The organism is Mariniflexile sp. AS56 (assembly GCF_030552475.1).
Classification (GTDB): Bacteria; Bacteroidota; Bacteroidia; order Flavobacteriales; family Flavobacteriaceae; genus Mariniflexile.
Genome location: NZ_JAUPED010000008.1, coordinates 124085 through 150170 on the forward strand (window position 1 = coordinate 124085; position 26086 = coordinate 150170).

19 protein-coding genes are annotated in these 26086 nt (G+C 35.0%); 7 read left to right on the forward strand and 12 right to left on the reverse strand.

All coding sequences use genetic code 11. The annotated features are described in order from the left end of the window. Positions 1–160: 160 nt before the first annotated feature. From Q5N74_RS11370 to bshC, 5 genes are all read right to left on the reverse strand, one after another. Entirely contained in the window at positions 161–388 is a 228-nt protein-coding gene (locus Q5N74_RS11370; protein WP_304388931.1) for a DUF3820 family protein, read from the reverse strand. A gap of 5 nt (positions 389–393) precedes the next feature. Then, positions 394–2316, reverse strand: coding sequence for a LysM peptidoglycan-binding domain-containing protein (locus Q5N74_RS11375; RefSeq protein ID WP_304388932.1), 1923 nt, complete (start codon positions 2314–2316; stop codon positions 394–396). 220 nt (positions 2317–2536) lie between these two features. Beyond that, positions 2537–4072: a glutamine-hydrolyzing GMP synthase gene (gene guaA, locus Q5N74_RS11380; RefSeq protein WP_304388933.1), complete on the reverse strand. Its 1536-nt coding sequence runs from the start codon at positions 4070–4072 to the stop codon at positions 2537–2539. Between the two features lie 60 nt (positions 4073–4132). Continuing rightward, the gene (locus Q5N74_RS11385) at positions 4133–5506 is read right to left on the reverse strand and encodes an aminotransferase class V-fold PLP-dependent enzyme (protein ID WP_304388934.1); all 1374 of its coding nucleotides are present in this window, start codon (positions 5504–5506) and stop codon (positions 4133–4135) included. Between the two features lie 6 nt (positions 5507–5512). After that, positions 5513–7111, reverse strand: a complete 1599-nt coding sequence (gene bshC / locus Q5N74_RS11390; RefSeq protein ID WP_304388935.1) for a bacillithiol biosynthesis cysteine-adding enzyme BshC — start codon at positions 7109–7111, stop codon at positions 5513–5515. A 313-nt stretch (positions 7112–7424) separates the two neighbouring features. Here bshC and Q5N74_RS11395 point away from each other — a divergent pair, with 313 nt between their 5' ends. The 4 genes from Q5N74_RS11395 (at position 7425) to Q5N74_RS11410 (ending at position 13083) form a co-directional block, all read left to right on the forward strand. Then, positions 7425–8957: a hypothetical protein gene (locus Q5N74_RS11395; RefSeq protein WP_304388937.1), complete on the forward strand. Its 1533-nt coding sequence runs from the start codon at positions 7425–7427 to the stop codon at positions 8955–8957. 74 nt (positions 8958–9031) lie between these two features. Then, positions 9032–10837, forward strand: a complete 1806-nt coding sequence (locus Q5N74_RS11400) for a cytochrome-c peroxidase (RefSeq protein ID WP_304388938.1) — start codon at positions 9032–9034, stop codon at positions 10835–10837. 124 nt (positions 10838–10961) lie between these two features. Then, positions 10962–12221 (forward strand): carboxypeptidase-like regulatory domain-containing protein, encoded by a 1260-nt coding sequence (locus Q5N74_RS11405; protein ID WP_304388939.1) that lies wholly within the window; start codon positions 10962–10964, stop codon positions 12219–12221. Positions 12222–12291: 70 nt separating this feature from the next. Further along, entirely contained in the window at positions 12292–13083 is a 792-nt protein-coding gene (locus tag Q5N74_RS11410; protein WP_304388940.1) for a TerC family protein, read from the forward strand. 142 nt (positions 13084–13225) lie between these two features. On the opposite strand, the gene Q5N74_RS11415 is transcribed toward Q5N74_RS11410, so the two are convergent. The 6 genes from Q5N74_RS11415 to ychF form a co-directional block, all read right to left on the reverse strand. Further along, on the reverse strand, positions 13226–15889 hold the full coding sequence (locus Q5N74_RS11415; protein ID WP_304388941.1) for a DNA gyrase/topoisomerase IV subunit A: 2664 nt from the start codon (positions 15887–15889) through the stop codon (positions 13226–13228). Positions 15890–15898: 9 nt separating this feature from the next. Next, the gene (locus Q5N74_RS11420; RefSeq protein WP_304388942.1) at positions 15899–16033 is read right to left on the reverse strand and encodes a hypothetical protein; all 135 of its coding nucleotides are present in this window, start codon (positions 16031–16033) and stop codon (positions 15899–15901) included. A gap of 10 nt (positions 16034–16043) precedes the next feature. Beyond that, a complete protein-coding gene (locus Q5N74_RS11425) occupies positions 16044–17900 on the reverse strand; it encodes a DNA topoisomerase IV subunit B (protein ID WP_304388943.1) in 1857 nt (618 codons plus the stop codon). 156 nt (positions 17901–18056) lie between these two features. Beyond that, positions 18057–18956: a DMT family transporter gene (locus Q5N74_RS11430; RefSeq protein ID WP_304388944.1), complete on the reverse strand. Its 900-nt coding sequence runs from the start codon at positions 18954–18956 to the stop codon at positions 18057–18059. A gap of 65 nt (positions 18957–19021) precedes the next feature. Further along, positions 19022–19474 carry an SRPBCC family protein gene (locus tag Q5N74_RS11435; RefSeq protein WP_304388945.1) on the reverse strand — a complete coding sequence of 151 codons (453 nt, stop codon included), beginning with the start codon at positions 19472–19474 and terminating at the stop codon, positions 19022–19024. Between the two features lie 116 nt (positions 19475–19590). Beyond that, on the reverse strand, positions 19591–20685 hold the full coding sequence (gene ychF, locus Q5N74_RS11440; protein ID WP_304388946.1) for a redox-regulated ATPase YchF: 1095 nt from the start codon (positions 20683–20685) through the stop codon (positions 19591–19593). A gap of 227 nt (positions 20686–20912) precedes the next feature. On the opposite strand from ychF, the gene Q5N74_RS11445 reads away from it, so the two are divergent. Both Q5N74_RS11445 and Q5N74_RS11450 read left to right on the forward strand, forming a co-directional pair. Then, positions 20913–23594 (forward strand): TonB-dependent receptor, encoded by a 2682-nt coding sequence (locus Q5N74_RS11445; RefSeq protein ID WP_304388947.1) that lies wholly within the window; start codon positions 20913–20915, stop codon positions 23592–23594. A 197-nt stretch (positions 23595–23791) separates the two neighbouring features. Next, positions 23792–24469 (forward strand): class I SAM-dependent methyltransferase, encoded by a 678-nt coding sequence (locus Q5N74_RS11450; protein WP_304388948.1) that lies wholly within the window; start codon positions 23792–23794, stop codon positions 24467–24469. Between the two features lie 109 nt (positions 24470–24578). Here the strand turns inward: Q5N74_RS11450 and Q5N74_RS11455 are convergent, their stop codons facing one another. Next, a complete protein-coding gene (locus tag Q5N74_RS11455; protein ID WP_304388949.1) occupies positions 24579–24932 on the reverse strand; it encodes a 4Fe-4S dicluster domain-containing protein in 354 nt (117 codons plus the stop codon). Between the two features lie 67 nt (positions 24933–24999). On the opposite strand from Q5N74_RS11455, the gene Q5N74_RS11460 reads away from it, so the two are divergent. Beyond that, positions 25000–26061, forward strand: coding sequence for an acyl-CoA reductase (locus Q5N74_RS11460; protein ID WP_304388950.1), 1062 nt, complete (start codon positions 25000–25002; stop codon positions 26059–26061). The last annotated feature ends 25 nt before the right edge of the window (positions 26062–26086 follow it).

The window sequence follows — 26086 nt, forward strand, 5'->3', positions numbered from 1 at the left end:
TATCAGAGTTTTTTATACATAAATTAAGATTTTACTTAATTTATAATTTGTCATAAAAATTTAAAAAGGAAATAGTACTTAGGGAAACTAAATATAGGAAGAAATTCAAAAATCTAATTCTGTACCTTACAAAAAAAATAAGCGAGCCATTTAAAAAACACTACCGCTTCGGATACTGCTTCTTAATATTCCAAATCAATTCTTCCAAACCGTTTAATTTAAGCTCGTATACTTGTTTTAGCATATCGCCTAATTTACCTTTAGGGAAGCCTTTTTGGTTGTACCAAACCACGTAATGTTCTGGTAAATCTATTAAGTAGCGGTCTTTATACTTGCCATATGGCATTTTGGTATGCGCTAAGTCTATTAAAAATTGTTTATCTAGCACTGGCGTTATTTTACCTCAACAATGGTTAAATCGCTGTACTTTACAATATAAGTTGCATCGTTATAATAACCGCCCATCAGTTTCTTCTTGTAGCCAAACTTGTTTTCAACATACTCGGTAAGCGGTGCGTTATTAACAGACATATACATGTCTTTTGCCGTTGCTAAACGCAATACCACATCCATAGTTAAATCGAAGCCTTTTACAGCACGTTTACTTGGCGTTGTATGGTAGGTTTGCGTGTAACGTTTAGCAAACGAATTGCTTTCGGTGTCGTTATACGATTTTGAAGCGGTTGCAAAATGAAACTTAAGTTTAGATAAATGATCGTTAGATACTTGGTCTCCCTCAAAAGCACTATTAAAATTAGTTGTTACCAAAACAATTTCAATAGCATTTGGGTTTCCTTCACCACGTTGACTTAAAGAAGCCAAAATACTTGTTACGTTTGATGCAAAACCTTCACTTTGTGTTTCTAGAAACACGTAATTTTTACCAGGTTTCAAGGTGGCTCTTATATCTTCAACATACACAAAATTCTCATCCTTACCTTCTTTATTTTTTCTAGAATACACTTGTTTTGCATAGCTAAATTCACGTTTAAGATCGGTTGCTACCGCTGCATTTTTGGCATCTGAAATAATAACAATGTTCTTTGGAAGTGAATCTGCTTTTACAAAATTGATGATTCTACCTTTTAACAAATCGTCTGAAGGTCGCGATTGAAATACATTCTCATACAAATTCAAATTAGTTCCTATTGGGGAAACAACAGGTACATGATATGGAAGTAATTGGCTCGCTACTTTATCAAACGTGTCTGATGTTAACGGACCAATAACAGCATCTAAATTCTTGAAATCATTGTCATTTAGAATTCTGATCACGTCACTTACTTGGTATTTAGTATCGTAAACATCGACTTTAACAGAGACTCCTAAAGCTTTCAATGAATCTAAAGCCGTTAGTACACCTGTGTAAAAATCAAGAGACGCTTCTAAATACGGGTCTTTTTTAATACTATTTTTTGCGCTTCCAATAGAATCTAAATTCACACGGTTTAACCTAAAAGGCAACATAACCGCAATGTGTTTGGTATCGAAATTCGTTATTTTGGTTTCTAAATGCGACTTCTTAGAGATGGTTTCTCCCGCTACATTCGTAGAATTGGTATACGGAATTTTTAAAACCATACCTTCCTTTAAACCAGTCTCTTTCAACTCTGGGTTTAAAGTTTCTAATTCAGCTTGCTCTAAGCCCAATTTAATTTTTAAACGGTAAAACCCTTCTTTTGGTAATACATTGTAATAGCTGTATTTTTCATCAACCACTTTAACAGCTTCACTTTCTAAATTAGGCACATATATTTGTTGCCCTTCTTGCAAGGTTTCTCCCAAACCTGGGTTTAAATCTTCCAATTCTTGTACTGTAATTCCGAATTTATAAGCAATACGCCACTTCCCTTCTTTCGCTTTTACCATATAAGGTTTGGTAGCTGCTTTAGGTTCTTCCTTAATTAATTTATAAACAGGAATTTGAAGTTTATCACCCTTTCGTAATGTATTGGCGTATAAAAAGGTGTTGTGTTTTTTTATTTCATCTTCGGTAACATCGTAACGTTTACCAATACTGTATAACGTTTCTCTTTTACTCGTTCTGTGTTCTTTATAACCTTGCAACTCTTTAACAACAATAGCTTCTGGTTTTTTAGCCTTAGATAAAGGAATGATTAAAATAGTGTTGGATTTTAATTCCTTTTTCGCATCTGGATTTAAAGTATAAATATCTGAAATTGCTACACCATAACGCGTTGCAATACCTTGGATAGTTTCTCCCTTTTTTACCTGATGGGTGCTAAAATTTTGTGCTGTTACAGCATTTAAGTTGAACACTAATGCGAAACATAAAACGGAAAAGAATTTAATCATGTAAATCTATTTTTTTAATTGCGTTACAAACAAAATGGTGTTTTTCTTAATGCATATAACATGCCAAAAATAAAGCGTTTAATACACAGCCATTCAGTACCGACTTAATTATATACGTTCAATGTATATAATTAAGCCGTTTAACGTACTAAATATAACTTATAAATAGTGTAACTATAACTTTACTAGAATGTTAAGAGCTGCTATTTTAAACGGGGCTTTATTCCCACTCGATAGTCGCTGGTGGTTTCGAACTAATGTCGTAAACAACCCTGTTAACACCTTTTACTTTGTTTATAATATCGTTTGATGTTTTTTGAAGGAACTCGTATGGTAAATTTACCCAATCGGCCGTCATACCATCGGTACTTTCAACCGCACGAAGTGCCACACATTTTTCATAAGTACGCTCATCGCCCATAACGCCCACGCTATTTACAGGTAATAACATCGCGCCTGCTTGCCATACTTTATCGTATAGTCCCCATTCTTTTAAGCCGTTAATAAAAATAGCATCAACTTCTTGAAGGATACGTACTTTTTCAGCTGTGATATCACCTAAAATACGAATACCTAAACCTGGACCAGGAAATGGGTGACGTCCTAAAAGCTCTGGATCAATGCCTAAAGTAGCGCCTACACGTCTTACTTCATCTTTAAAAATAGCACGTAAAGGTTCCACAATTTTAAGTTTCATAAAATCGGGTAAACCACCTACGTTGTGGTGACTTTTTATGGTTGCAGAAGGTCCGCCAGTTGCCGAAACACTTTCAATAACATCTGGATAAATAGTACCCTGTGCCAACCATTTCACGTCTGTAAGTTTGTTTGCTTCATCATCAAAAACCTCAATAAACGAATTACCAATGGCTTTACGTTTCAATTCTGGGTCTTCAATTCCTGCTAAAGCATCAAGAAAACGTTTAGAAGCATCAACTCCTTTCACGTTAAGTCCCATGCCTTCGTATTGATTTAATACACTTTCAAATTCGTTTTTACGCAGCAATCCGTTATTAACGAAAATACAGTATAAGTTTTTGCCTATGGCTTTATTTAATAATACTGCTGCTACGGTAGAATCTACACCACCTGATAAGCCTAAAACCACTTTATCTGTTCCCACTTTTTCTTGAATAGCCGCTACGGTTTCTTCAACAAAAGAATCTGGTGTCCAGTCTTGATTTAAGCCTGCAATACTTACTAAAAAGTTTTCTAGTAGTTGCTTACCATCCGTAGAATGATATACTTCAGGATGAAATTGAATCGCATAGGTATCTTCACCTTCAATTCTATAAGCAGCATTCGCTACATCATGCGTACTCGCAATTAAAACACCGTTTGTTGGCAATGTTTTAATGGTATCACTATGACTCATCCAGACTTGACTTCCAATTTGAATATTTTTGAAGAAGCCTTCCTCCTCTTTTATAAATGCCAAATTAGCACGACCATATTCTCTAGTATTAGAAGGTGCTACTTCACCACCTGAAAAATGCGCCAAATATTGGGCACCGTAACAAACTGCAAGTAAAGGTTTTTCGCCTCTAATATGTGTTAAATCGGGATGTAAAGCTTGTTCGCCTCTTACTGAAAAAGGGCTACCAGAAAGTATAACAGCTTTAAACTCCTCTAAATTGGTTGGAATTTTGTTGAATGGATGTATTTCGGAGTAAATGTTGAGTTCTCGAACTCGACGAGCAATAAGTTGTGTGTATTGCGATCCGAAGTCTAAAATAAGTACCTTGTCATGTTGCATGCGCAAAAATAGCAAGGATTTTATAATTACGATTTATGATTTATGATTTTTTTTAAAATTTTAAACCATGCTCTCTAAAATCAATTGAATATCTTTTTCTGTGGTATCTGGATTTATAAAACAAAAACGCGAAACAGTTTCAAAACTATCGCCTGTTTTCCATTTTGTTGGCGCTACTAGAGCAAAGCCTTTTTTGTGGTTTTCATAGGTCCAATGTGTATAATCTTCAGGCTTCCACCCAATTCTTCTATATAAAACACAAGACAAACTAGGGTCTCTAACCAACTCGACATGCGGCATCTTTTCAATTAAAGCTCCTGCAATTTGTGCTAATTCTAAACCACGCTCTACAGCTTGCTTATAACGATCTGTTCCGTGCATGGCTAATGAAAACCATAAAGGCAACCCACGTACACGACGTGTTAATTGTATTTGATAATCGGTTGGATTAAAACCATGTGCGCCTTCATCCTTAAAAATATCTAAATAAGATCCTTCTTGAGAATGTGCTTTTTTAGCTAATTCTGGCTTCTTATAAATAACAGCACCGCAATCATACGGTGAAAACATCCATTTATGTGGGTCGATAGTGATGCTATCTGCCATTTCAATACCGTTAAATAAATGTCTTACAGAATCGGCCACCAAAGCGCCTCCACCGTAAGCAGCATCGACATGAAACCACAGGTTTTCGTTTTCACAAATGGTACCAATGGCAAATAAATCGTCTATAATACCAGCGTTGGTTGTACCACCAGTTCCCACAACGGCAAACAATCGTTTCCTTTCGTGTGCTGTTAGGTTCTTAATGCTGTTTTGCAAGGCTTCTCCCTCTAGCCTATCTTCTGTATCTACAAGCACTACATCAATATCCGCCACTTTTGCCATGGCTTTAATAGAGGAATGCGCCCCTATAGACGTTATTATAAGTCCTTTTTCTACTTTATTCTGGTCGTCTAAACTTCGCCAGTTTTCTCTTGCTGCAACGATGGCCGACAAATTTGCCGCTGTACCACCGCTAGTAAACACGCCAAAAGCACCTTCTGGTAATCCTGTTAAAGACACCATCCATCGCATGGCTTCAATTTCGCAAAAAATACCGCCTGCACCTTCCATCCAATATGCGCCATGAATACTCGAAGCCGAGGTTACCAAATCGAACATAATCGCAGCTCGTGTTGGAGCCGCTGGTACAAAAGCCAAATTTCTAGGATGGTCTACCGGCACATTGGCTTTCATTAAATGCTTTTTCCATAAATTAAAAGCGACTTCTCCACCTATACCTTCATTTGTAATTGTTTCTCCAACTAATGCTTTTAACTCTTCCGCCTTTTTAGGCTTTCCTATTTTATGGTTTGTAGATGAAATTCTGCCAATGGTGTATTTCATGACATCTAAGGTCATTTCTACTAATTCAAGGTCAATTTTGTGCATCTTTTGCTAGAGTGTTAAAAGTGTAAATTCTTGTGAAAGCGGGTTTAAGTTCTCAATTAATTTGGGAATTAACTGGTCGCCATATTCTAAATAAAATTCAGAAAAATTTGTATTACGTTCTTGTAAACTTCCGTTAGGGAATAACTCATTTTGAATTTCAGTCATTCGAAATACTTGATCGGATAGTTTTCTTTTTTGAGCTTTTAATAAGCGCTTTTCTAAAGCATCCAAACCTTTTAGTTGTTTTACTTCCTGTGCTTTTACGGCTCCTAAAAAGGATTTATCCGTTTGTTCCGCAAGGCTATACATCGCTTCAAATTGTTGTTTTAAAGCCGTTTTTTGAGCAGAAAAATCAATATCAATATTTGAAATCTCTCTTACTTTTTTATTAATGAAGCCATCCCGCTTTAAAAAAACATCTTCAATGGAAACAGCTAAATTCTGAAGCTTTTCAGATTGATTTTCAGATTGAATCAACACAGAATTACGTAACAACAGTGCCGGAAACGGAACTTTCACTTCGTTAAAATACGCTTTTAATTGAAACCAATACGCCAATTCACCGCCACCACCTATATAACACAGGTTTGGTAAAATCACTTCTTGGTACAAAGGGCGCATAATCACATTAGGCGAAAATCGTTCTGGATGCTCTAAGAGTTCTTTTTGTATATCATTCTTGCTCCAAGATATATTGGTGTTGTTTACTATATATATACCGTCTTCAAAAACAATACGCTCTCTTACCTTCTCGGTTATATAAAATAAATTAATCTCACGGGGGTTTACTTGAATGCCGTAATTTGATAATTTGTTTATTTTTTCATTTGTTTCAGACACCTTTTTAAAAGATGTTTGATTCAATAATTCATCTTCTACAAATGGAATAAATTGTTTTTTGAGAGTAGCATCATTCGCATCTATAATAACTAAACCATACGCTTTAAACAAGTCGTTTGCTAAAAAGCGCGTGGCATCGGCTAAATTTCCATGTTTAATATAAGCTTCCTTGAAAAGGGTTTTTAAATAATTCGCATTCTTGGTGGTGCCTAATTCCAAAGAAAATAAATCCAAAACGGCTTCTAACCCATCAGTAGCCAATTCACCAACAGCTCCACTCGCGTCTTTGTTCCAATGTACTTTTTTGCCTTTGAAGTTGAAATAGTTTATTTCCTCAAAATCGTGATCTTCGGTTGCCATCCAATAAACGGGCACAAAGTTATATTCTGGGTAACGGTGTTTTAATTCGGTTGAAAGATTGATAGCTGACACAATTTTGTACAGAAAATAAAGCGGCCCCGTAAACAAGTTCAATTGGTGCCCTGTGGTTATTGTGAAAGTATTATTCAATTTTAGACTTTCTATGTTTTCTAAAGTTGATACAGAAACGTCCGTATGCTGGTACTGCTTTTTTAACTGTTCTACTAAAACAGCTCTGGACGCTGTTTTAAAAGATGCCGCCTTCTCATCAATCTGGTCTTTAAAATTATCAAGAGTCGGAAACTTGTTATAAAAAGGTTTCAGTGTGGGGTTTTCATCTAAATAATCACAAATTAGTGAAGAAAAATATCCTGTTTTTTTAAATGAAATACTATTTGCTGGCATATAAAACGTAAAAGTTAAAGTGTAAAGATACAGTTATTCTATTTTTTGAAATCTAAAAAATAAGTTAAGAATTCTGAAGCTTCCTAAAAACAGAAAATATTAGTCATAGCACTAAAAGGAACCTAACAATTTTATCGACTTCATTTTAAAATAACATAGCAAACTAAAAATTGGCTTCTATTAATACCCCATTAACCTTCTTTACATTACAATAACCCTAAGTTAATCAAACCACAGCATAGGCTTAACAAGCATCATAAACTCCCATTATACCTTTGGCATCAAAATAACAATCAAAAAAAATTATGAGATTATGAACAAATTACTAAAACTATTTTTATTCGTTTTTGCTATGACTTCCACTAGTGCTGTGCTAATAAGCTGTGAAGGTGAAGATGGTGTTAACGGTATAAACGGAAAAGACGGTGTAGACGGACAAGATGGTGCTGATGGCACCGATGGTGAAGATTTCACCCCATCACCTATGATGTTTTCAAACAAATCAACATTAGAACCTTTAGTTACTATGCATGCTGAGTTTAGTGCCGTAGAAGCTTTTTCTCTTATAAGTTCTACAGATGTACTTTCCAACGGGTTTCGTTTAGTTGGGGCTCAAGATGGCGCTGGGTTTTTAAAAGATGGCGAGAATTACATCTATGTTGTAAATGCGGAAGACGATTATGGTGTATCGCGAATTCGTTTTGATAAAGACCTAAACCCACTTAAAGGCGAATGGCTGCTAAATGCGGGTGTTGCAGATTATGCCAGACAATGTTCTGGGACTATGTGGGAGAAAGCCATTCATGGTGGTGATAAAGACATCTTTTTATCGGCATCAGAAAGCATTGCGTATGATGTTAAAGGTATAGACCCTTGGATAACAACACCAACCCCTAATGCCGATTTTGGTTTAGATGCGCTTGGAGAATTTTCTTGGGAAAATGCCGTACCACTTCCAAAAGGAGCATATTCTGGTAAAACCGTTATTATTGGTGGTGATGATGATTCGAGCGGTTCTAAAGGTCAAGTAACCATGTATTTATCTGAAAACGGAGATGCCGATTTAGAAAATGGTAAAATATACGTTCTTAGATACAAACAAGTTTCTAACGGCACAGGTGGCGTTATGGATGTGACACCTGCAACCACTTATGACGAAGGATCTCTTGATTTTGGAAAAACCTACGATATAGAGTTTGTTGAAATAGTAAACGGTGCAGCCATGACAAAAAATGAAATGGAAACAGCTTGTACTGCCGTAAACGCTTCTCAATTTATAAGAGTTGAAGATGTAGATTACCAAAAAGGAAGTGATGCCAACGGAAGAAACGTTTATTTTGCAGTAACAGGTCTTGGCCCAAATACTGGCGATGTTAACGATTGGGGAACCGTTTACAAATTAGAACTAGACGCAACAAACCCATTAGCTGGAAAATTAACACAAGTAGTAAGTGGTAATACAGACAGCAATAATAAAGACGGAAACCTGTCTTCACTTCAAAGTCCAGATAATATTTGTGTAACGGAAAACTTTATTTATTTCCAGGAAGACCCAAACTCTTTTAGCAGAGGGCACGCTGCATATATTTATCAATCTGATTTAAACGGTAACAACACCAAAGTTGTTTTAGAACTTAAAATAGAAAGCAACCTATCTCCAACAGGAAGCACTAGTTTTTCTGGTGAATTCGGATCGTTAGTTGATGTTTCTGATAAAGTTGGCGTACCAGACACCTTTATTTTAGCACTTCAACCTCACTACTGGAAAAGTGATGATTTCGTGTCAACCAATTTACCACACAACCAAGGTGGTCAAATTGTGGTATTAAAAGGACTTCCTAGATAAAAATTAAACGACTCTTAAAACAAAAAATCTCCATTTATTTAATGGAGATTCTTTTTGTTTATAAAAATTTCAAAATGAACATATCAATAAAAGCATCAACCTTATTACTGTTTTTAGTATTCGTTGTTTCATGTAAAAACGAAAAACAAACGACCATCGCTGTTATAAATTGGTCGAAGGCTCAAAATTATTATTTAGAAAATATGCGTACGTCCATAGCATATCTAGATAGTTTAAAAACGGAAGGCTTTGATGGGGACAAATCAAAACAATTTTTCACGCTTGCGCGGGAAGCTTTTAAAAAAGCAGAACCTTATGCGTCCTATTTGAACCCAGAGGTTGGGCATCGCGTAAATGGGCCGGCGTTACCCGTTTATAAAGAAGACAGCGGAAAAATTTTAAACCCCGTTGGTTTTCAAAAAATAGAAGAAAGTATTTACAATCAAGACACTAACAAAACCGATTTTGACCAGGAAGTATACGTTACAAACGGCATGCTTTCTGTTCTACAAAAAGGTATAGAAAAAAGAAAACTAACCCCACAACGTTTTTTTATTGCGACACACCAACAGTTATTCCGCATTGTCAGTTTAGCCATTTCTGGTTTTGACACGCCTGTAAGTCATCTAGGTATTAATGAAACAAAAATTTCACTAGAAGGTTTAAAAACAGTTTATCAACATAGTATTCAATCTATTATTCAGAATAAAAACGTGTATTTAGATGAAGCTTTTTTGAATAACATTTCTAAAGCCATCCTATTTATTGATAAAAACAACCAGTTTGATACCTTTGATAGATTTACCTTCACTAGAGATTATCTAAACCCCATTACTAGAAACTGGGTTGATATACGTAAAACCAGTCAGCTTTGGGAGGCTGTAACTACGGAAGCTTTTAATTTTGATGCGCCCACTTTTTTTGAAAACAATTCATTCAATTTAAACTTTTTCACACCTGCAACCAACAGAAACCCGTCGGGCAAACAAATTGCTCTAGGTGAAAAATTATTTTCAGACCCTAAGCTTTCCGCAAGTGGCAATATGGCCTGCATTACCTGCCACATACCTAGTAAAGGCTATGCAGATGGTATGAAAGTTAATTTAGATACTCATGGCAAACCGCTTCAACGTAACACACCCACACTACTTAACACTGCTTTTCAACAAAGTTTCTTTTTAGATGGTAGAGCGAGCAGTTTGATAGACCAAATTTCACTTGTATTTACAAATAACAAAGAATTTAATACAAACGTCCATGAATTTTCGGATGCCATTTTAAAAGACTCTACTTATGTCCTTCTTTTTAAAGATGCCTACGGAAAAATTTCTAAAAACAACAAGGACGTTATCAAGGCTATTTCGTCTTACATTTCGACATTGAACGGATTCAATTCTAAATTCGACAAAAATATAAGAGGTGAAGAAAACACCTTTACAGATGAAGAAAAACACGGATACAACCTATTTATGGGAAAGGCCCTATGCGCTACCTGCCATTTCATTCCTTTAACAAACGGAACGGTACCTCCATTTTTTAGTGAAACCGAAAAAGAAGTCATTGGCGTACCACAAACAGCCAAAAACAAGCAATTAGACACTGACTTAGGATTTTATTGGAAATATAAAGAAGCGCTGCATAAAGGCATGTTTAAAACACCGAGCATTCGAAATATAGAAAAAACGGCCCCTTACATGCATAATGGCGTATATGAAACTTTAGAGGAAGTCGTTGATTTTTATAACCAAGGCGGTGGTAACGGATTCGGGTTTAACATAGCGCACCAAACCCTTCCGTTTGATGAATTGAACCTAACAAAAACAGAACAAACAAGCATAATCGCCTTTATGAAAACCCTTACCGATAGCGATACTCAATAAAAACAAGCATATTAACTATTTTAAAAACAACAATTCACCCCTAAAAGTTAACATCATAAAAGGATATAGAAGCGCTTTTTTTTCGTAACTTAATGCTAGTTAAATTATTAGCTATCTATATACCATGAAAAATAAACGCTTTCTACTTCAATTATTCACAGGTCTTTATATGTTTATGGGGTTGATGTTGCTGCATGCACAACCAGCTACAACATTTATAGAAATAAAAGGTCGTATAGTAGACGATGCTTCTAATGATGCTTTAATTTTTGCCGACATCATTATTAAAGATTCTAATATGAGTACTGTCACGAATTCTGATGGTGAGTTCGCTTTAAAAATACCCGATTCGCTTGCAAACAAATCTGTTAGTTTTTCTCATTTAGGTTATCAACAAAAGGAATTAAAAATTTCAGAATTAAGTGCTTACTCTAAAATAAAACTCATTCCTGCTATCACAGAATTATCAACTGTAGAAATAAAAACTTTTAAAGATGCTGAAACACTATTACGAGAAACCTTAAAAAACAGAAGTCATGCGTATAACAACGAAAACGCGTTGATGACTGCTTTTTACAGAGAAACCATTAAAAAGAGACGGAAAAATGCATCGCTATCTGAAGCTGTTGTTCAAATTCATAAGCAGCCATATAGCAATTTTAAAAACGATGCCATCGAACTTATAAAATCTAGAAAAAGTACAGATTATACCAGATTAGATACCCTCGCTGTGAAACTTCAAGGTGGGCCATTCTGTAATTTATATACCGATATTATAAAATACCCCGAGTACATTTTCACAAAAGAGAACATTCCTTTATACGATTTTAACTTTGGGGTGTCTACTCAAGTAAACAACAAACCTGTTTATGTTATCAATTTCAAACAAAAGCCTAACATACAAGAGCCGTTATACTACGGGAAACTTTATATAGATTCTGAAACATTAGCCTTAACGAATGCTGTTTTTAGACTCAATGTTGAAAATAAAGAACTCTCAAGCGAGATGTACATCAGGAAAAAACCTAGAAAAGTAGATGTATACCCTACCGAAGCGACCTACCGCGTAAATTACCGTACCCAAAACGGAAAATGGCACTATGCTTACAGCAACATTTTACTAACCTTTAAAGTGAATTGGAAAGGCAAACTTTTTAACAGTGTATATACTTTAAACAGTGAAATGGCCATTACAGATTGGAGAATCAACGACCCGAAACTAGTTAAAACTAAAGAGCATATGCTAAAACCCACTACAATTTTAGCTGATGAAACTTCCGGGTTTAAAGACCCTGCTTTTTGGGGTGAATATAATATTATTGAACCCGAAAAATCTATTGAAGCGGCTATTGAAAAAATTAAAAAACAATTGAAACGAACCTAAAAATATTTAGTTCAAAATCAACATCTCACATCTGTTTTTTAATTAATTTTACATACTAAATTTTTATATTGTGATAGACTTTCTATTGACTAGTGAAGCAATAATGGCGCTTCTAACGCTTACTTTTTTAGAAATTATTTTAGGGATAGACAATATTGTTTTCATATCCATTGCCGCTAACAAACTACCTGAACACCAGCAATCGAAGGCTACGACTATTGGCTTACTTTTAGCGATGGTACAACGTATTATCCTCTTGTTTTTTGTTTCGTTTTTAATTAGTTTGAAAGACCCTTTTTATACTATTGAATGGACCTGGCTTCACATAGCCATTAGTTGGCAAGCTATTATTTTATTTGGTGGCGGCTTGTTTTTAATATACAAAAGCACTTCTGAAATTCATGAAAAAGTGGAAGCACCAAAACATGATGAAACTGCTTTAGAAGGAAAAAAGATAAAAACCTTGTCGCATGCCATCGTGCAAATTATGCTTATCGATTTTATCTTTTCAATCGATTCTATTTTAACCGCCGTTGGTATGACTAACGGTTTGCACTCCAATCACAATTACAACCTTGTTTTAATGATTATTGCAGTGGTTATTTCCATTATCGTGATGATAGGATTTGCAAACCCCATACGCCGCTTTATTAATGAACACCCCAGTATGCAATTATTAGGCTTAGCCTTTTTAATATTAATTGGTTTTATGTTAATTACCGAAGCAGCGCATTTATCACACACAAAATTCTTTGGAAATACCGTTGGAGCAATACCTAAAGGCTATTTATACTTTGCTATTGCATTTTCATTATTTGTGGAGTTTTTAAGTTTTAGAATTGAGCGCAAAAAAAAGCGTTGATAATTTAATATCAACGCTTTTTTTTTATTTAAAAACTAAAATTGGTAGTTCTTTTTCCTTTATAAATGCGGTATAAATCGTGCCCTACTAATACAAGTAACATGATAATTATGAGTCTGAAAATCATATATACAAAAAAGGTTTAAAACAGTTTAGTTTGCCCTTTACCTCCTTCATCATCGTCAGTATCTGAATCAGAATCTTTCTTTTTGGGTTTACTAGTTTCTGAATTTCCATCAGAATCTGAAGAAACATCTTCCTCATCCACCACTTCTAAATCATCAGCATGCACTTCTTCTGGAGTTTCATGTGGTAATGGTTCTAATAAATTTATTTGGTTTACTTTTTCTTTAGTTAGTTGATTCCCTAATGCAGTAAGCCCTTTAACGGAAATAAACTCTTCTAAATTCAGAATTAAATTATCTTTTCTTTCTTTACCTCGGTCTTTAGTAAACTCAATTTCAGCCATCGGAATCCAATCGGTTGAAACAATTTCTAAATGCGATTTATCATGACTTGTAATAAAGCTTTCTTCTTTATTCTCGTTTTCAATTAAGAAACGCTTCACAAAGTATTTTTCCTTTTCACCATCAAAATAAATAGCCGATACAGGTTTTTTAGGGTTCCATTTTTCCATCACAATCATGTCGCTATCAAAATGTGCGGTAACCTCTGGAACAATGGTTTTGACTATTCCTTTTTGACTGATAATTAAAATGCGATCTTCACCTCTAAACTCACCCAACAATTCGCCTCTTCCGTCTACGTTTAAACGCTGAACCGTATCATCAAACCAAATTTTACGTGGCTTTAAAGTTGAAATACCTTTCTCTTTTAACTCAATTTTTTTAATAGGATATTTAGTCACTAAATTCCCTTTAGAATTTCTTCCTTTAATTAAAATATCAGCAAAATCGATATCCCATTTCAACTTCTTAATACTTCCTGCTTGTCGCAGTAAAACACTAACAACCTCAGCTTCGCCATTCGGGTTTGCTGAAAAATATAAGCCTACCGACCCTTTATTCCCGTTAGTTAAATCGTATTCTTTATCGCGGGTAATTCCTGTAACTGAAAAACGTTTTATGTACGATGGCCCACTTTTGCCATCGCGATAAATCATATTATAAATGGTACGGCTATCCTTCTTATCAAAAACCTCTACATTGATAATATCTTTACCTATAAAAGTTTTTGAATCGACTTTAGTGACCATCATTTTACCTTCTTTGGTAAACACAATAATATCGTCTATATCACTACAATCGCAAACATATTCATCTTTTCTCAATGAGGTACCAACAAAACCTTCTTCCCTATTTACATAAAGTTTGGTGTTTCGAATAACAACTTTGGTCGCATCAACATCATCAAACGTGCGAATTTCTGTTTTGCGTTCGCGTCCTGTACCATAATCTTTTTTAAGTCTGGTAAAATAGGCAATCGCATAATCGATAAGGTGCTCTAAATGGTGCTTTACTTCTGCAATTTGATCTTCTAAAGCATCAATTTTCTGTTGCGCTTTGTCAATATCAAACTTAGAAATTCTTTTAATTTTAATTTCTGTTAAACGCTCAATATCTTCAACGGTAATAGCCCGTTTTAAATGCTGAATATGTGGTTTTAATCCTCTATCAATAGCTGAAATTACACCTTCCCAGGTTTCTTCTTCCTCTATATCACGGTAAATTCTATTTTCAATAAAAATACGTTCCAAAGATGCAAAATGCCATTGCTCTTCAAATTCATTAAGACGAATTTCTAATTCTTGTTTTAATAACTGAACCGTATTATCTGTAGAACGACGCAACATTTCTGTAACACCTACAAACAATGGTTTATTGTCTTCAATAACACAGCCTAACGGTGATATAGACGATTCGCAACTGGTAAAAGCATACAAAGCATCTATGGTTTTATCTGGTGATAAACCGGAAGGTAAATGAATTAAAATTTCAACCTCTGCAGCTGTATTATCTTCAATTTTTTTAATTTTTATTTTACCTTTATCATTCGCTTTTAAAATGGAATCTATCAGCGAAGAAGTTGTAGTTCCAAAAGGAATTTCGGTAATAACTAAGGTGTTTTTATCTGATTGAGATATTTTAGCACGCACACGCACTCGCCCACCTCTTAACCCATCATTGTAGTTTGAGAAATCGGCAATTCCTGCAGTTGGAAAATCGGGTAAAATAAGAAAGCGTTTTCCTTGTAAATGCTTTATGGAAGCATCAATAAGTTCGATAAAATTGTGCGGCAATATTTTTGTTGAAAGCCCCACAGCAATACCTTCACCTCCTTGTGCCAACAGCAACGGAAACATAACTGGCAAGTTTACAGGCTCTTTACGACGCCCATCATAACTAGATTGCCATTCGGTTATTTTAGGATTGAAAACAACATCTAACCCAAACTTAGAAATTCGAGCTTCAATATAACGAGACGCTGCAGCACTATCGCCAGTAAGAATGTTTCCCCAGTTTCCTTGGGTATCTATTAACAAATCTTTCTGGCCAATTTGAACCATAGCATCGGCAATACTCGCATCTCCATGCGGATGGTACTGCATGGTGTGCCCCACAATGTTTGCTACTTTGTTGTAACGCCCATCATCCAAATCTTTCATAGAATGCATGATACGGCGTTGCACGGGTTTAAAACCGTCCTCAATAGCAGGGACAGCACGTTCTAATATAACGTACGATGCATAATCTAAAAACCAATCTTTATACATGCCCGTAACACGGGTAATGGTTTCTTTTGGTTCGTCTTGTCCGCTAATTAAATCGTTATCTTCTTCAATCATTAATTGATCTTATTTTCTTGGCTTTCCGCTTAGCGTAGTTCTTTGGAAACCATTGGCTCTTTTATGACTTAAATTTCTATTGAATGAGGTTACGAAATCGTAAACGGTTTTTCTTGATTCTGGTTTTTCTTTACTGTATAACATGACTTTTAATTTAATTATCCTCTAAAATATCTAATTCTACTTTTAAATTATCTATAATAAACTCCTGCCTGGTTGGTGTGTTTTTCCCCATATAAAAGGATAATAAATCTTCAATAGACATATTATCATCTAACATAACAGGGTCCAACCTTATATTTTCGCCAATAAAATGGACAAATTCATCTGGCGATATTTCACCCAGCCCTTTAAATCGAGTAATCTCGGGTTTTGGTTTTAGTTTTTCAATGGCACTTCTGCGTTCCTCTTCAGAATAGCAATAAATAGTCTCCTTTTTATTTCTAACACGAAACAACGGCGTTTGTAGAATATACAAATGCCCTTCTTTTATCACCTCAGGGAAAAATTGTAAAAAGAAGGTTATTAACAGTAACCGAATGTGCATTCCATCCACATCGGCATCGGTAGCAATTACCACATTGTTATAACGTAAATCTTCTAACGACTCTTCAATGTTTAAAGCCGCTTGCAACAAGTTAAATTCTTCATTTTCATAAACAATTTTCTTGCTTAACCCGTAGCAATTTAAAGGTTTCCCTTTTAAACTGAAAACTGCCTGTGTATTAACATCGCGTGATTTCGTGATACTTCCCGAAGCCGAATCTCCCTCTGTTATAAATAAAGTCGATTCTAAATTACGTTCGTTTTTAATATCACCAAAATGCACACGGCAATCGCGTAATTTTTTATTGTGAAGACTGGCAGATTTTGCACGGTCTTTGGCTAATTTTCGAATTCCAGAAAGTTCCTTACGTTCACGTTCTGCTTGCAAAATTTTGCGCTGGATTTTTTCGGCCGTTTCTGGGTTTTTGTGTAAATAGTTATCTAAATAGGTTTTTAGAAAGTCGTTAATATAAGTTCTTACGGTTGGCAATTCGCCACCCATATCGGTAGAACCTAACTTTGTTTTAGTCTGACTTTCAAAAACAGGTTCCATCACTTTAATGGCAATGGCACTTACAACCGATTTTCTAACATCGGACGCATCGTAGTTTTTACCATAAAACTCACGAATGGTTTTCACCAACGCTTCTCTAAAAGCATTTAAGTGCGTACCCCCTTGTGTGGTATTTTGCCCATTCACAAACGAGTGATACTCTTCACTATATTGTGTTTTACTGTGTGTTAAAGCAACTTCAATATCATCACCGCGTAAGTGAATAATAGGGTATGCTCTATCAGATTCGTTGATATTTTCAGACAATAAATCTTTTAGTCCATGCTCACTAAAAAACTTTTCACCATTAAAAACAATGGTTAAACCTGGATTTAGATATACATAGTTTTTAAGCATTTTAACGACGTACTCGTTTCTATACTTATAATTTTTGAAAATGGTATCATCAGGAACAAAGGATACTTTAGTTCCTTTTCTGCGTGTGGTATCGTCTAATAAATCTTGATTGATTAAATTACCTTGCTCAAATTCTGCGGAAGCGGATTTATTATCACGATTTGATTCCACTCTAAAAAATGAAGATAAAGCATTTACCGCTTTAGTACCAACACCGTTTAAACCTACCGATTTTTTGAAGGCTTTCGAATCGTACTTTCCACCGGTATTCATTTTAGAAACCACGTCTACCACTTTCCCTAAAGGAATACCACGACCATAATCTCTAACAATAACTTTAGTGCCTTGTATAGAGATATCGATGGTTTTTCCTGCACCCATCACGTACTCATCAATAGAGTTGTCTAAAACCTCTTTTAGAAGAATGTAAATACCATCATCTGGTGAAGACCCATCACCCAACTTACCAATATACATTCCCGGACGCATACGGATATGCTCCTTCCAGTCTAGTGAACGTATATTATCTTCGGTGTAACTGGTTAATTCAGCCATAGATTTAAGTAAAATTTCGTGATTGGACGCTAATATAATACAACCTAAGAAAAAAAGAAACCGACAAGACACAAAGTAATTAACAATATGCATTAATAAGTCGTAGTCTCAGTTTTCAGCTGCACTAGCTGTCATCATTTTAATAAGAATTGCTATTTATTTATTCTTTTTTAAAGACACAAGCAATATACCAAAAATAACTATTAATGCACCAAACAACTGCAATAAAGTAAGTACTTCGTTTAAAAATACACCCGCTAATATAATGGTTGAAATAGGACCGAAACCAGCAATAACTGCAAAATTTGAAGAATTGATACGGTTAATAGATTCTGATACTAAAAACGAAGGAATAACCGTCGCGAAAATGGCTATTAAAAACCCTAATAGATATACTTCCCATTGAAAACCAAAAATATTCACGTTAGAAAATAGTCCGAAATGAATAAACACACAAAAGCATGAAACAATCATGGCATATGATGTGAACTTAACCACACCAAACTTTGGAATAAGCCAACCACTCCCCACTAAATATGCCGCATACGTGATGGCACACAGCAAGATAAAGAAACCACCTAAATACGTATCGGTTCCAGAAATAGCTACTTCACCCCAAAAAGTAATAACAATACCAACATAGGTTAGAAATATAGCCCATGCTTGGGTTGAGTTTATAGCCTTTTTAAGAAAGAATTTATTAAAAATAATAATGATTGTAGGGTACAAAAATAAGATAATACGCTCTAAACTTGCTTTTATATATTGAAGCCCCACGAAATCGAAATAACTTGCTAAATAATAACCAACTACCCCAAAAAACACGACCCAATAATAATCGTTTTTAACAACCATACTTGGGTTTTCTTTTTTGTAATAAATTACCGCTATAACCACATAAAACGGAAAAGAAAACAGCATGCGTAACAACAAAAGACTTAGCGCATCTACTTCATATAGATATGCTAATTTCACCATAACGGCTTTTGAAGAGAATAGTACAATCCCTAAAATTCCAATTAAAATACCTGTGATGAATTTCTTTTTTGATTGCATGAAACGAATGTAAACTAGGTGTCGGTTTTGAGTAAGACGGTCTATAATATTTTTAATTAAAAAAGCTAAACAGATTCAGCTTGCTCTTTTAAAAACGTGTTTCTAGTTATTAAAAGGTTGGTCATATACTTTTTCAAAAACAACCAATTTGCTAATTTCCCTAAAAGACCATAAGGTGATTCAAAAGAGAAAACATCAGTTATTTTTGTAGTATTTCCGATTTTTTGAAAATAATGCTCATGTCGAAAGCTTTTGAATGCTCCAGAAACCATTTCATCTACAAAGTAGTTTGGAGACTCAAACACTGTTATCTTAGAAGTTAATTGCTGCTTAACACCAAAATGCGTTGCTTCCCAAGTAACCCATTCACCTAATTCTATTAGTCCTGAAGTTTTACCTGCAACCGCTTTCTCATTTGAATGTTTGAGTGATTCTTTATGAAAATCAATATTCCGTGCTAAATCAAAACAGGTTTTAACTCCTGCATTTACAAGCATATTGATTTCTATTTTAGGCATGGCTTCGTTTTTAAAATAAAGATTGCTTCACTACGTTCGCAATGACGTATACAAATAAGCTCTTTTATAAAAACGAAGCCATCTAAAAATCTAAGATTCTAACGATCTATTTTAAACTATACGTTAAATAAGAAATGCATTACATCGCCATCTTTAACAATGTAGTTCTTTCCTTCAACACGCATTTTACCAGCTTCTTTTACTTTGGCTTCACTTCCAAAAGCGACATAATCATCATAACCAATTACTTCAGCTCTAATAAAGCCTTTTTCAAAATCGGTATGGATAACACCGGCTGCTTGTGGTGCAGAAGCACCTATATCGATAGTCCACGCACGCACTTCTTTAACACCTGCTGTGAAATATGTTTGTTGTTTTAATAATTTATAGGCAGAACGAATTAATTTAGCAGAACCTGCTTCGTCTAACCCGATGTCTTGTAAAAACATTTGACGCTCTTCATAATCATCCAACTCGGTAATATCAGCTTCCGTACCTACAGCTAAAAATAACACTTCTGCATTTTCATCTTTAACGGCTTCTTTCACCAAATCAACATATTTATTACCAGATACGGCAGATGCTTCATCAACATTACACACATACATCACTGGTTTTTCAGTAATAAACTGTGACGGTTTTACAAAATCTTCATAATCATCTTCACTAAATTCTAAAGCACGTACAGAAATACCGGCTTCTAAACTTTCTTTTATTCTTAATAAAACAGCTTCTTCTTTTTGGGCTTCTTTATTACCTGTTTTAGCAGCACGCTTTACTTTATCAAGTTTCTTATCTACAGTTTCAAGATCTTTAAGCTGTAACTCCATATCGATAGTTTCCTTATCGCGAATCGGGTTTACATTGCCATCAACATGCACAATATTATCATTATCAAAACAACGCAATACATGTAATATAGCATCGGTTTCACGAATGTTTGCAAGAAACTGATTTCCTAAACCTTCACCTTTACTAGCTCCTTTTACCAAACCAGCAATATCTACAATCTCTACAGTTGCCGGTTGCACACGCACAGGGTTTACCAAATCTGTAAGTTTTTCTAAACGCTTGTCTGGCACATTCACCACACCAATATTAGGTTCGATAGTACAAAATGGAAAGTTTGCACTTTGCGCTTTGGCATTAGACAAACAATTAAATAAAGTCGATTTCCCTACGTTTGGCAATCCTACAATACCTGCTTTCATTGAAATTTATTTTTTTCATTTCCGCAAATGCGAAAATTTTAATTTAAGGCTGCAAAGATATACTATATAAAGTGTATTTTATAATTTAATTCAAAATTCGGCTGCATACTTTTTATTATTTTATAAAGTGTTTTTAGGATGTCATTTAAAACAACTCCATAAAAACAATTTATTTTCTTCCATAATTTCCCATATCTTAGCAACTATAACTCAAACAACTAATTTTTATGAAACACATTTACTTTTTAGTGCTTGTACTATTTAGCATTAACTACTCCCTCGCACAAAACATTACAGGAACGGTTAAAGACCCTTCTGGCATCCCATTGCCGGGTGTAAATATTGTTGTGAAAGGAACGACTAACGGTACAACATCCGACTTTGATGGTAAATACACCATTAATGCGACCCCTACCGCCACACTTGTTTTTAGTTACATTGGGTACAACTCTGCCACTATAGACATTAATAACAGAACCAACATTAATATTACTTTAGAAGAAGGTGTAAGCCTTGACGAAGTTGTTTTAGTAGGATCTCGCAGCCCAAAAAGAACAGCCGTAGATACAGCTGTAGCTATTGATGTTATTGATGTAGCGCAAATTTCTACCCAAGTTGGTAAAGTGGAAATAAATGAAATGCTACAATATGCAGCACCTTCATTTAATGCCAATAAACAAACAGGTTCTGATGGTGCCGATCACGTAGACCCTGCATCTTTAAGAGGTTTAGGTCCTGACCAAACACTTGTTTTAATTAATGGTAAACGTAGACACCAATCGTCTTTAATCAATGTTTTTGGTACTAGAGGTCGTGGTAATACAGGAACCGATTTAAATGCTATTCCTGCTTCATCTATTAAAAGAATAGAAATTTTAAGAGATGGTGCTTCTGCTCAATATGGGTCGGATGCGATTGCAGGTGTTATCAATATTGTTTTAAAAGATAATATTGATGAATTAACAGGAAGCGTAAGCTACGGTGCATACAGCACTAACGCCGATGTAAACACTGCTGATTTTGGCGAATATGGCGCATGGAATACCGATGGTTATAGATTAGACACGGAAAGAGACGGAAACGCTATTGGAAAAGACAAAAATTTTGATGGTGGCTCTATGAAAGTAACTGCTAACTATGGTTTTGAAATTGGTGAAGGTGGCTATGCCAACTTTACTACCGAGTATTTAAGTAAGAACAAAACTTTACGTCCCGCTTTCGATTTCAGAAAAGGTTTTGGTGAGGCTGCTATAGATGGCTTTAATTTCTTCGGAAATGTTGCTATTCCTGTTTCTGACAACACAGAAGTTTATGCTTTTGGTGGTAGAAATTATAGAGATACAGATGCTTATGCATTTACAAGAAACGGTGGTGAACGTGTTGTAGAATCTATTTACCCTAATGGATTTACACCTAGAATCACATCTATTATTACAGATAATTCACTTTCTGCAGGTGTAAGAACAACGACCGAGAGTGGTTGGAAAATTGATATTAGTAATACCTACGGAAAAAATAATTTCCACTACTTTATTAAAGGAACATTAAACGCATCGTTAGAAGAAACATCACCTACAGATTTTGATGCAGGTGGACATAGCTTAAGCCAAAACACAATTAATTTTGATTTTTCAAAATATTATGATGATGTATTAAGCGGTATGAACTTAGCTTTTGGTGCTGAATACAGAACTGAAAACTTTATGATTTTTGCTGGAGAAGAACGCTCTTATGGAACTTATACAGAAGGCCGTATTCTAATTACCGACCCAGAAAATCAAGATGCACAAGCTGAAGATGATGATGGTAACCCGCGCCCAGGAGGCTCTCAAGGTTTCCCAGGCTACAGTCCTGCTAACGAAGTAAACAGAAGCCGAAGCAATTTATCGCTTTATGCTGATGCGGAATTCGATTTAACCGAGACATTCTTAATAAGTGCAGCAGCCCGTTTTGAAGACTTTAGCGATTTTGGAAGCACTGTTAATGGAAAATTAGCAGCACGTCTTAAAGCTACAGATAATATTAATATTCGTGGATCTGTAAGTACAGGTTTTAGAGCGCCATCATTAGCTCAAATATATTACAACTTGAAATTCACAAACTTTGTGGGGGGCCAAGCGTTAGAATCTCTTTTATCTCCTAACAACAGTCCTGTAACGGCCTCTTTTGGTATTGGCCCGTTAAAAGAAGAAAAAGCATTTAATGCTGCATTAGGGTTCACATCTTCTTTTGGAGATTTCACAGCGACAGTAGATGGTTACTATATTAATGTAAAAGACCGTATCGTATTAACAGGTAATTTTGATGCACCACAAATTGAAAATGTAGAGGCTGCACAATTTTTCGCTAATGGTGCCGATACAAAAACCACCGGTTTAGATGTTATTTTAGCGTATAAAACAAGACTGGCAGACGATAGTTCTATTGGTGCTACCTTTTTAGGAAACTTTAACGACATGAAAATTGACAAAGTAAAAAATGGCGCCTTAGATGAGCAAACCTTTTTTGGGGAACGCGATAAAGCTTTCTTGTTAACCTCTGCTCCAAAAAGTAAAATGAGTTTAAATTTAAACTACAGTAAAGATATATTTGATGCTGCTTTAACCTTTACCAAATTTAGTGAAGTTGAATTATTAGATTACCAAATGTATGAAGATGTTGCCGATTACGGTTCACTTGCTCAACAAGTAACAGCCGCAACAGATGCTTATGCATCTAAAATAGTAACAGATTTAAATCTGGGCTTGAAACTATCTGAAAGTTTAAAACTTAATATAGGAAGCAATAACCTATTCAACATCTACCCAGACCAACAAGACGACTGGACAGAAGCTGGAGGTTATTGGGATTCTGTACAAATGGGCTTTGGTGGTGCTTACTACTACGCAAAACTTAATTACAAGTTTTAATTATAGAACATCTTTTTTTAATTAAGAAAACCGAACTATATAGTTCGGTTTTCTTTTTTTCATACGTTCATAGTACAATACATGCCTCCACTTAAGAAACTGAAAACACTTCTAAAAAAACAGATTAGCAACTCTTCAAATTAAAATTTGTACGTTTGTTTTAATATCTAAATTGAATACAGACTCATAACTTGTTTATGAAGCACAAACCTAACGAAACTAAAAAACCAAAAACACCCTGGCCTACTAAAGATGCCATGGAGCAAGTGTATGCCATGAAACTTTGGGGTGATAATAAATCTGATTTCTATTCAGGATCAGGATCGCATCATCCTGAAATTACATCCCCTTATTTAGATGCATTAATACCTTTTTTAACATCATTTAAAAACCCGCTTGTGGTTTGCGATTTAGGCTGTGGCGATTTTAATATAGGGAAAGAATTAGTTAAGCACACCAAAGAATATATTGGGGTCGATATCGTTACAAATCTTATAACCCATAATAAAACACATTTTAAAGCTGATAATTTAGAGTTTAAGTGTTTGGATATTGCTCTAGACCCTTTACCCTCTGGAGACTGTGCATTATTGAGACAAGTACTGCAACATCTATCGAACACTGAAATACAAAGCATAATAAGTAAGCTAGCCCAATATAAGTATGTTATTTTAACTGAACATCTACCCCAAGGCGATTTCACGCCTAATAAAGATATTATTTCAGGCCAAGGCATTAGGCTAAAAAAACAAAGTGGTTTAAATTTATTAGCATCACCATTCCATTTCAAAATAAAAGAAGAAAAACAATTAGTGTCTACTGTTTTATCCAATGGTAAAGGAGTTATTACCACAACCCTCTATACTTTATTCTAGATTTCTTTTATTCATTACAATAACAAAAAAAAACCCCAAGCCAAAGCTCAGGATTTTATAGTATTAAAATTGACAACTACTCATTATCAATTATTCGTTTTTTAATAATCTACCCTTCAGGGTGCATAAAACGTTGTTTCGCTAAAAGCGCTTCTTCAGTTTCTACATGCTCGTCATCAGGTACACAACAATCTACAGGGCAAACTGCAGCACATTGTGGCTCGTCATGAAACCCTTTACATTCTGTACATTTATCAGGTACTATATAGTAAAGTTCATCACTAACTGGTTCTTGAGCTTCTTCAGCATCTACTTCAGTACCGTTTGTTAATACTACTTTACCAGTTAAACTAGTTCCATCTTTGTAACGCCAGTCGTCTGCGCCTTCATATATTGCTGTATTTGGGCACTCAGGTTCGCAAGCACCACAATTTATACATTCGTCTGTTATAATAATTGCCATAGTGTATTTTCTTTCTAACTTTGTACTCGCAAAAATAACGCCAAAACTATTCATAACCAAATTAAGCATGCAATTACAACAAAGAATTTACGCATTTGTGAAATTAGGAGATTTTTTAAGTCAATTTTCTAATGAAATTATTCAAAAGAAGGATAATATTGAACATAACGAATTATTCTTTGACGGTTTCAAGCACCAATTAAAGCTGGCCCGAGAACACAATGGTTGGTTTACGTCAGAAAACATTCAGTTTGCCATTACGGGTTGGGTCGAGTCTTTAACCGAGGCCAATTTAAGCAAATGGCTTGCTCCTTATAATATGGAAAACACCACTTCAAAACAAGTGGCCATTATTATGGCGGGCAATATTCCGTTGGTTGGGTTTCACGATTTTCTATCAGTTTTAATTTCGGGACACCGGGTACTTGTTAAACAATCATCAAACGATAAACACCTCCTTCCCTATTTAGCTAAATATTTAGAATTTGTAGAACCGGAATTTAAAGGTGCTATTACGTTTACAGAAGGTAAAATTGAAAACTTTGACGCCGTTATTGCTACAGGAAGTAACAATACAGCCCGTTATTTTGAATATTACTTTAAAGGAAAACCTTCTATTATTAGAAACAACAGAAACTCAGTCGCTGTGATTACTGGAAATGAAACTGAAACCGATTTTAAAAACCTTTCAGAAGATATTTTTAGATATTACGGTTTGGGTTGCAGAAACGTTTCGAAACTATTTTTACCCAAAAATTATAATTTTGACGCCTTTTTTAATGGCATGTACCATTGGCACAATATTATTGATAAGGCGAAATACGCCAATAATTACGACTACAACAAAGCCGTGTATTTAATGAGTGAATTCGACATGCTGGAAAATGGTTTTTTAATGATTAAAGAAGATGCCAGTTACGCTTCGCCAATAGCCACTGTTTTTTATGAATTTTATGAAGGTTTGGACCAATTAAAAGAAAAACTGGAAGCAGATAGTAGTCGAATTCAGTGCATTGTTTCTAACGGATTTACAGAAAACGAAATCGCATTTGGTGCCACACAAAAACCACAACTTTGGGATTATGCGGATAGTGTCGATTCTATTGAATTTTTATTAGCAATATCCTAAAAAAATTATCGAATATTTAGCATTA

Coding starts and splice junctions, on each gene's coding strand:
- Q5N74_RS11455 (WP_304388949.1), bottom strand. CDS start 24,932: ATGGCAATTATTATAACAGACGAATGTATAAATTGTGGTGCTTGCGAA.
- Q5N74_RS11400 (WP_304388938.1), top strand. CDS start 9,032: ATGAACATATCAATAAAAGCATCAACCTTATTACTGTTTTTAGTATTC.
- Q5N74_RS11405 (WP_304388939.1), top strand. CDS start 10,962: ATGAAAAATAAACGCTTTCTACTTCAATTATTCACAGGTCTTTATATG.
- Q5N74_RS11385 (WP_304388934.1), bottom strand. CDS start 5,506: ATGCACAAAATTGACCTTGAATTAGTAGAAATGACCTTAGATGTCATG.
- Q5N74_RS11415 (WP_304388941.1), bottom strand. CDS start 15,889: ATGATTGAAGAAGATAACGATTTAATTAGCGGACAAGACGAACCAAAA.
- Q5N74_RS11375 (WP_304388932.1), bottom strand. CDS start 2,316: ATGATTAAATTCTTTTCCGTTTTATGTTTCGCATTAGTGTTCAACTTA.
- Q5N74_RS11420 (WP_304388942.1), bottom strand. CDS start 16,033: ATGTTATACAGTAAAGAAAAACCAGAATCAAGAAAAACCGTTTACGAT.
- Q5N74_RS11425 (WP_304388943.1), bottom strand. CDS start 17,900: ATGGCTGAATTAACCAGTTACACCGAAGATAATATACGTTCACTAGAC.
- guaA (WP_304388933.1), bottom strand. CDS start 4,072: ATGCAACATGACAAGGTACTTATTTTAGACTTCGGATCGCAATACACA.
- bshC (WP_304388935.1), bottom strand. CDS start 7,111: ATGCCAGCAAATAGTATTTCATTTAAAAAAACAGGATATTTTTCTTCA.
- Q5N74_RS11430 (WP_304388944.1), bottom strand. CDS start 18,956: ATGCAATCAAAAAAGAAATTCATCACAGGTATTTTAATTGGAATTTTA.
- Q5N74_RS11445 (WP_304388947.1), top strand. CDS start 20,913: ATGAAACACATTTACTTTTTAGTGCTTGTACTATTTAGCATTAACTAC.
- Q5N74_RS11435 (WP_304388945.1), bottom strand. CDS start 19,474: ATGCCTAAAATAGAAATCAATATGCTTGTAAATGCAGGAGTTAAAACC.
- Q5N74_RS11395 (WP_304388937.1), top strand. CDS start 7,425: ATGAACAAATTACTAAAACTATTTTTATTCGTTTTTGCTATGACTTCC.
- ychF (WP_304388946.1), bottom strand. CDS start 20,685: ATGAAAGCAGGTATTGTAGGATTGCCAAACGTAGGGAAATCGACTTTA.
- Q5N74_RS11450 (WP_304388948.1), top strand. CDS start 23,792: ATGAAGCACAAACCTAACGAAACTAAAAAACCAAAAACACCCTGGCCT.
- Q5N74_RS11460 (WP_304388950.1), top strand. CDS start 25,000: ATGCAATTACAACAAAGAATTTACGCATTTGTGAAATTAGGAGATTTT.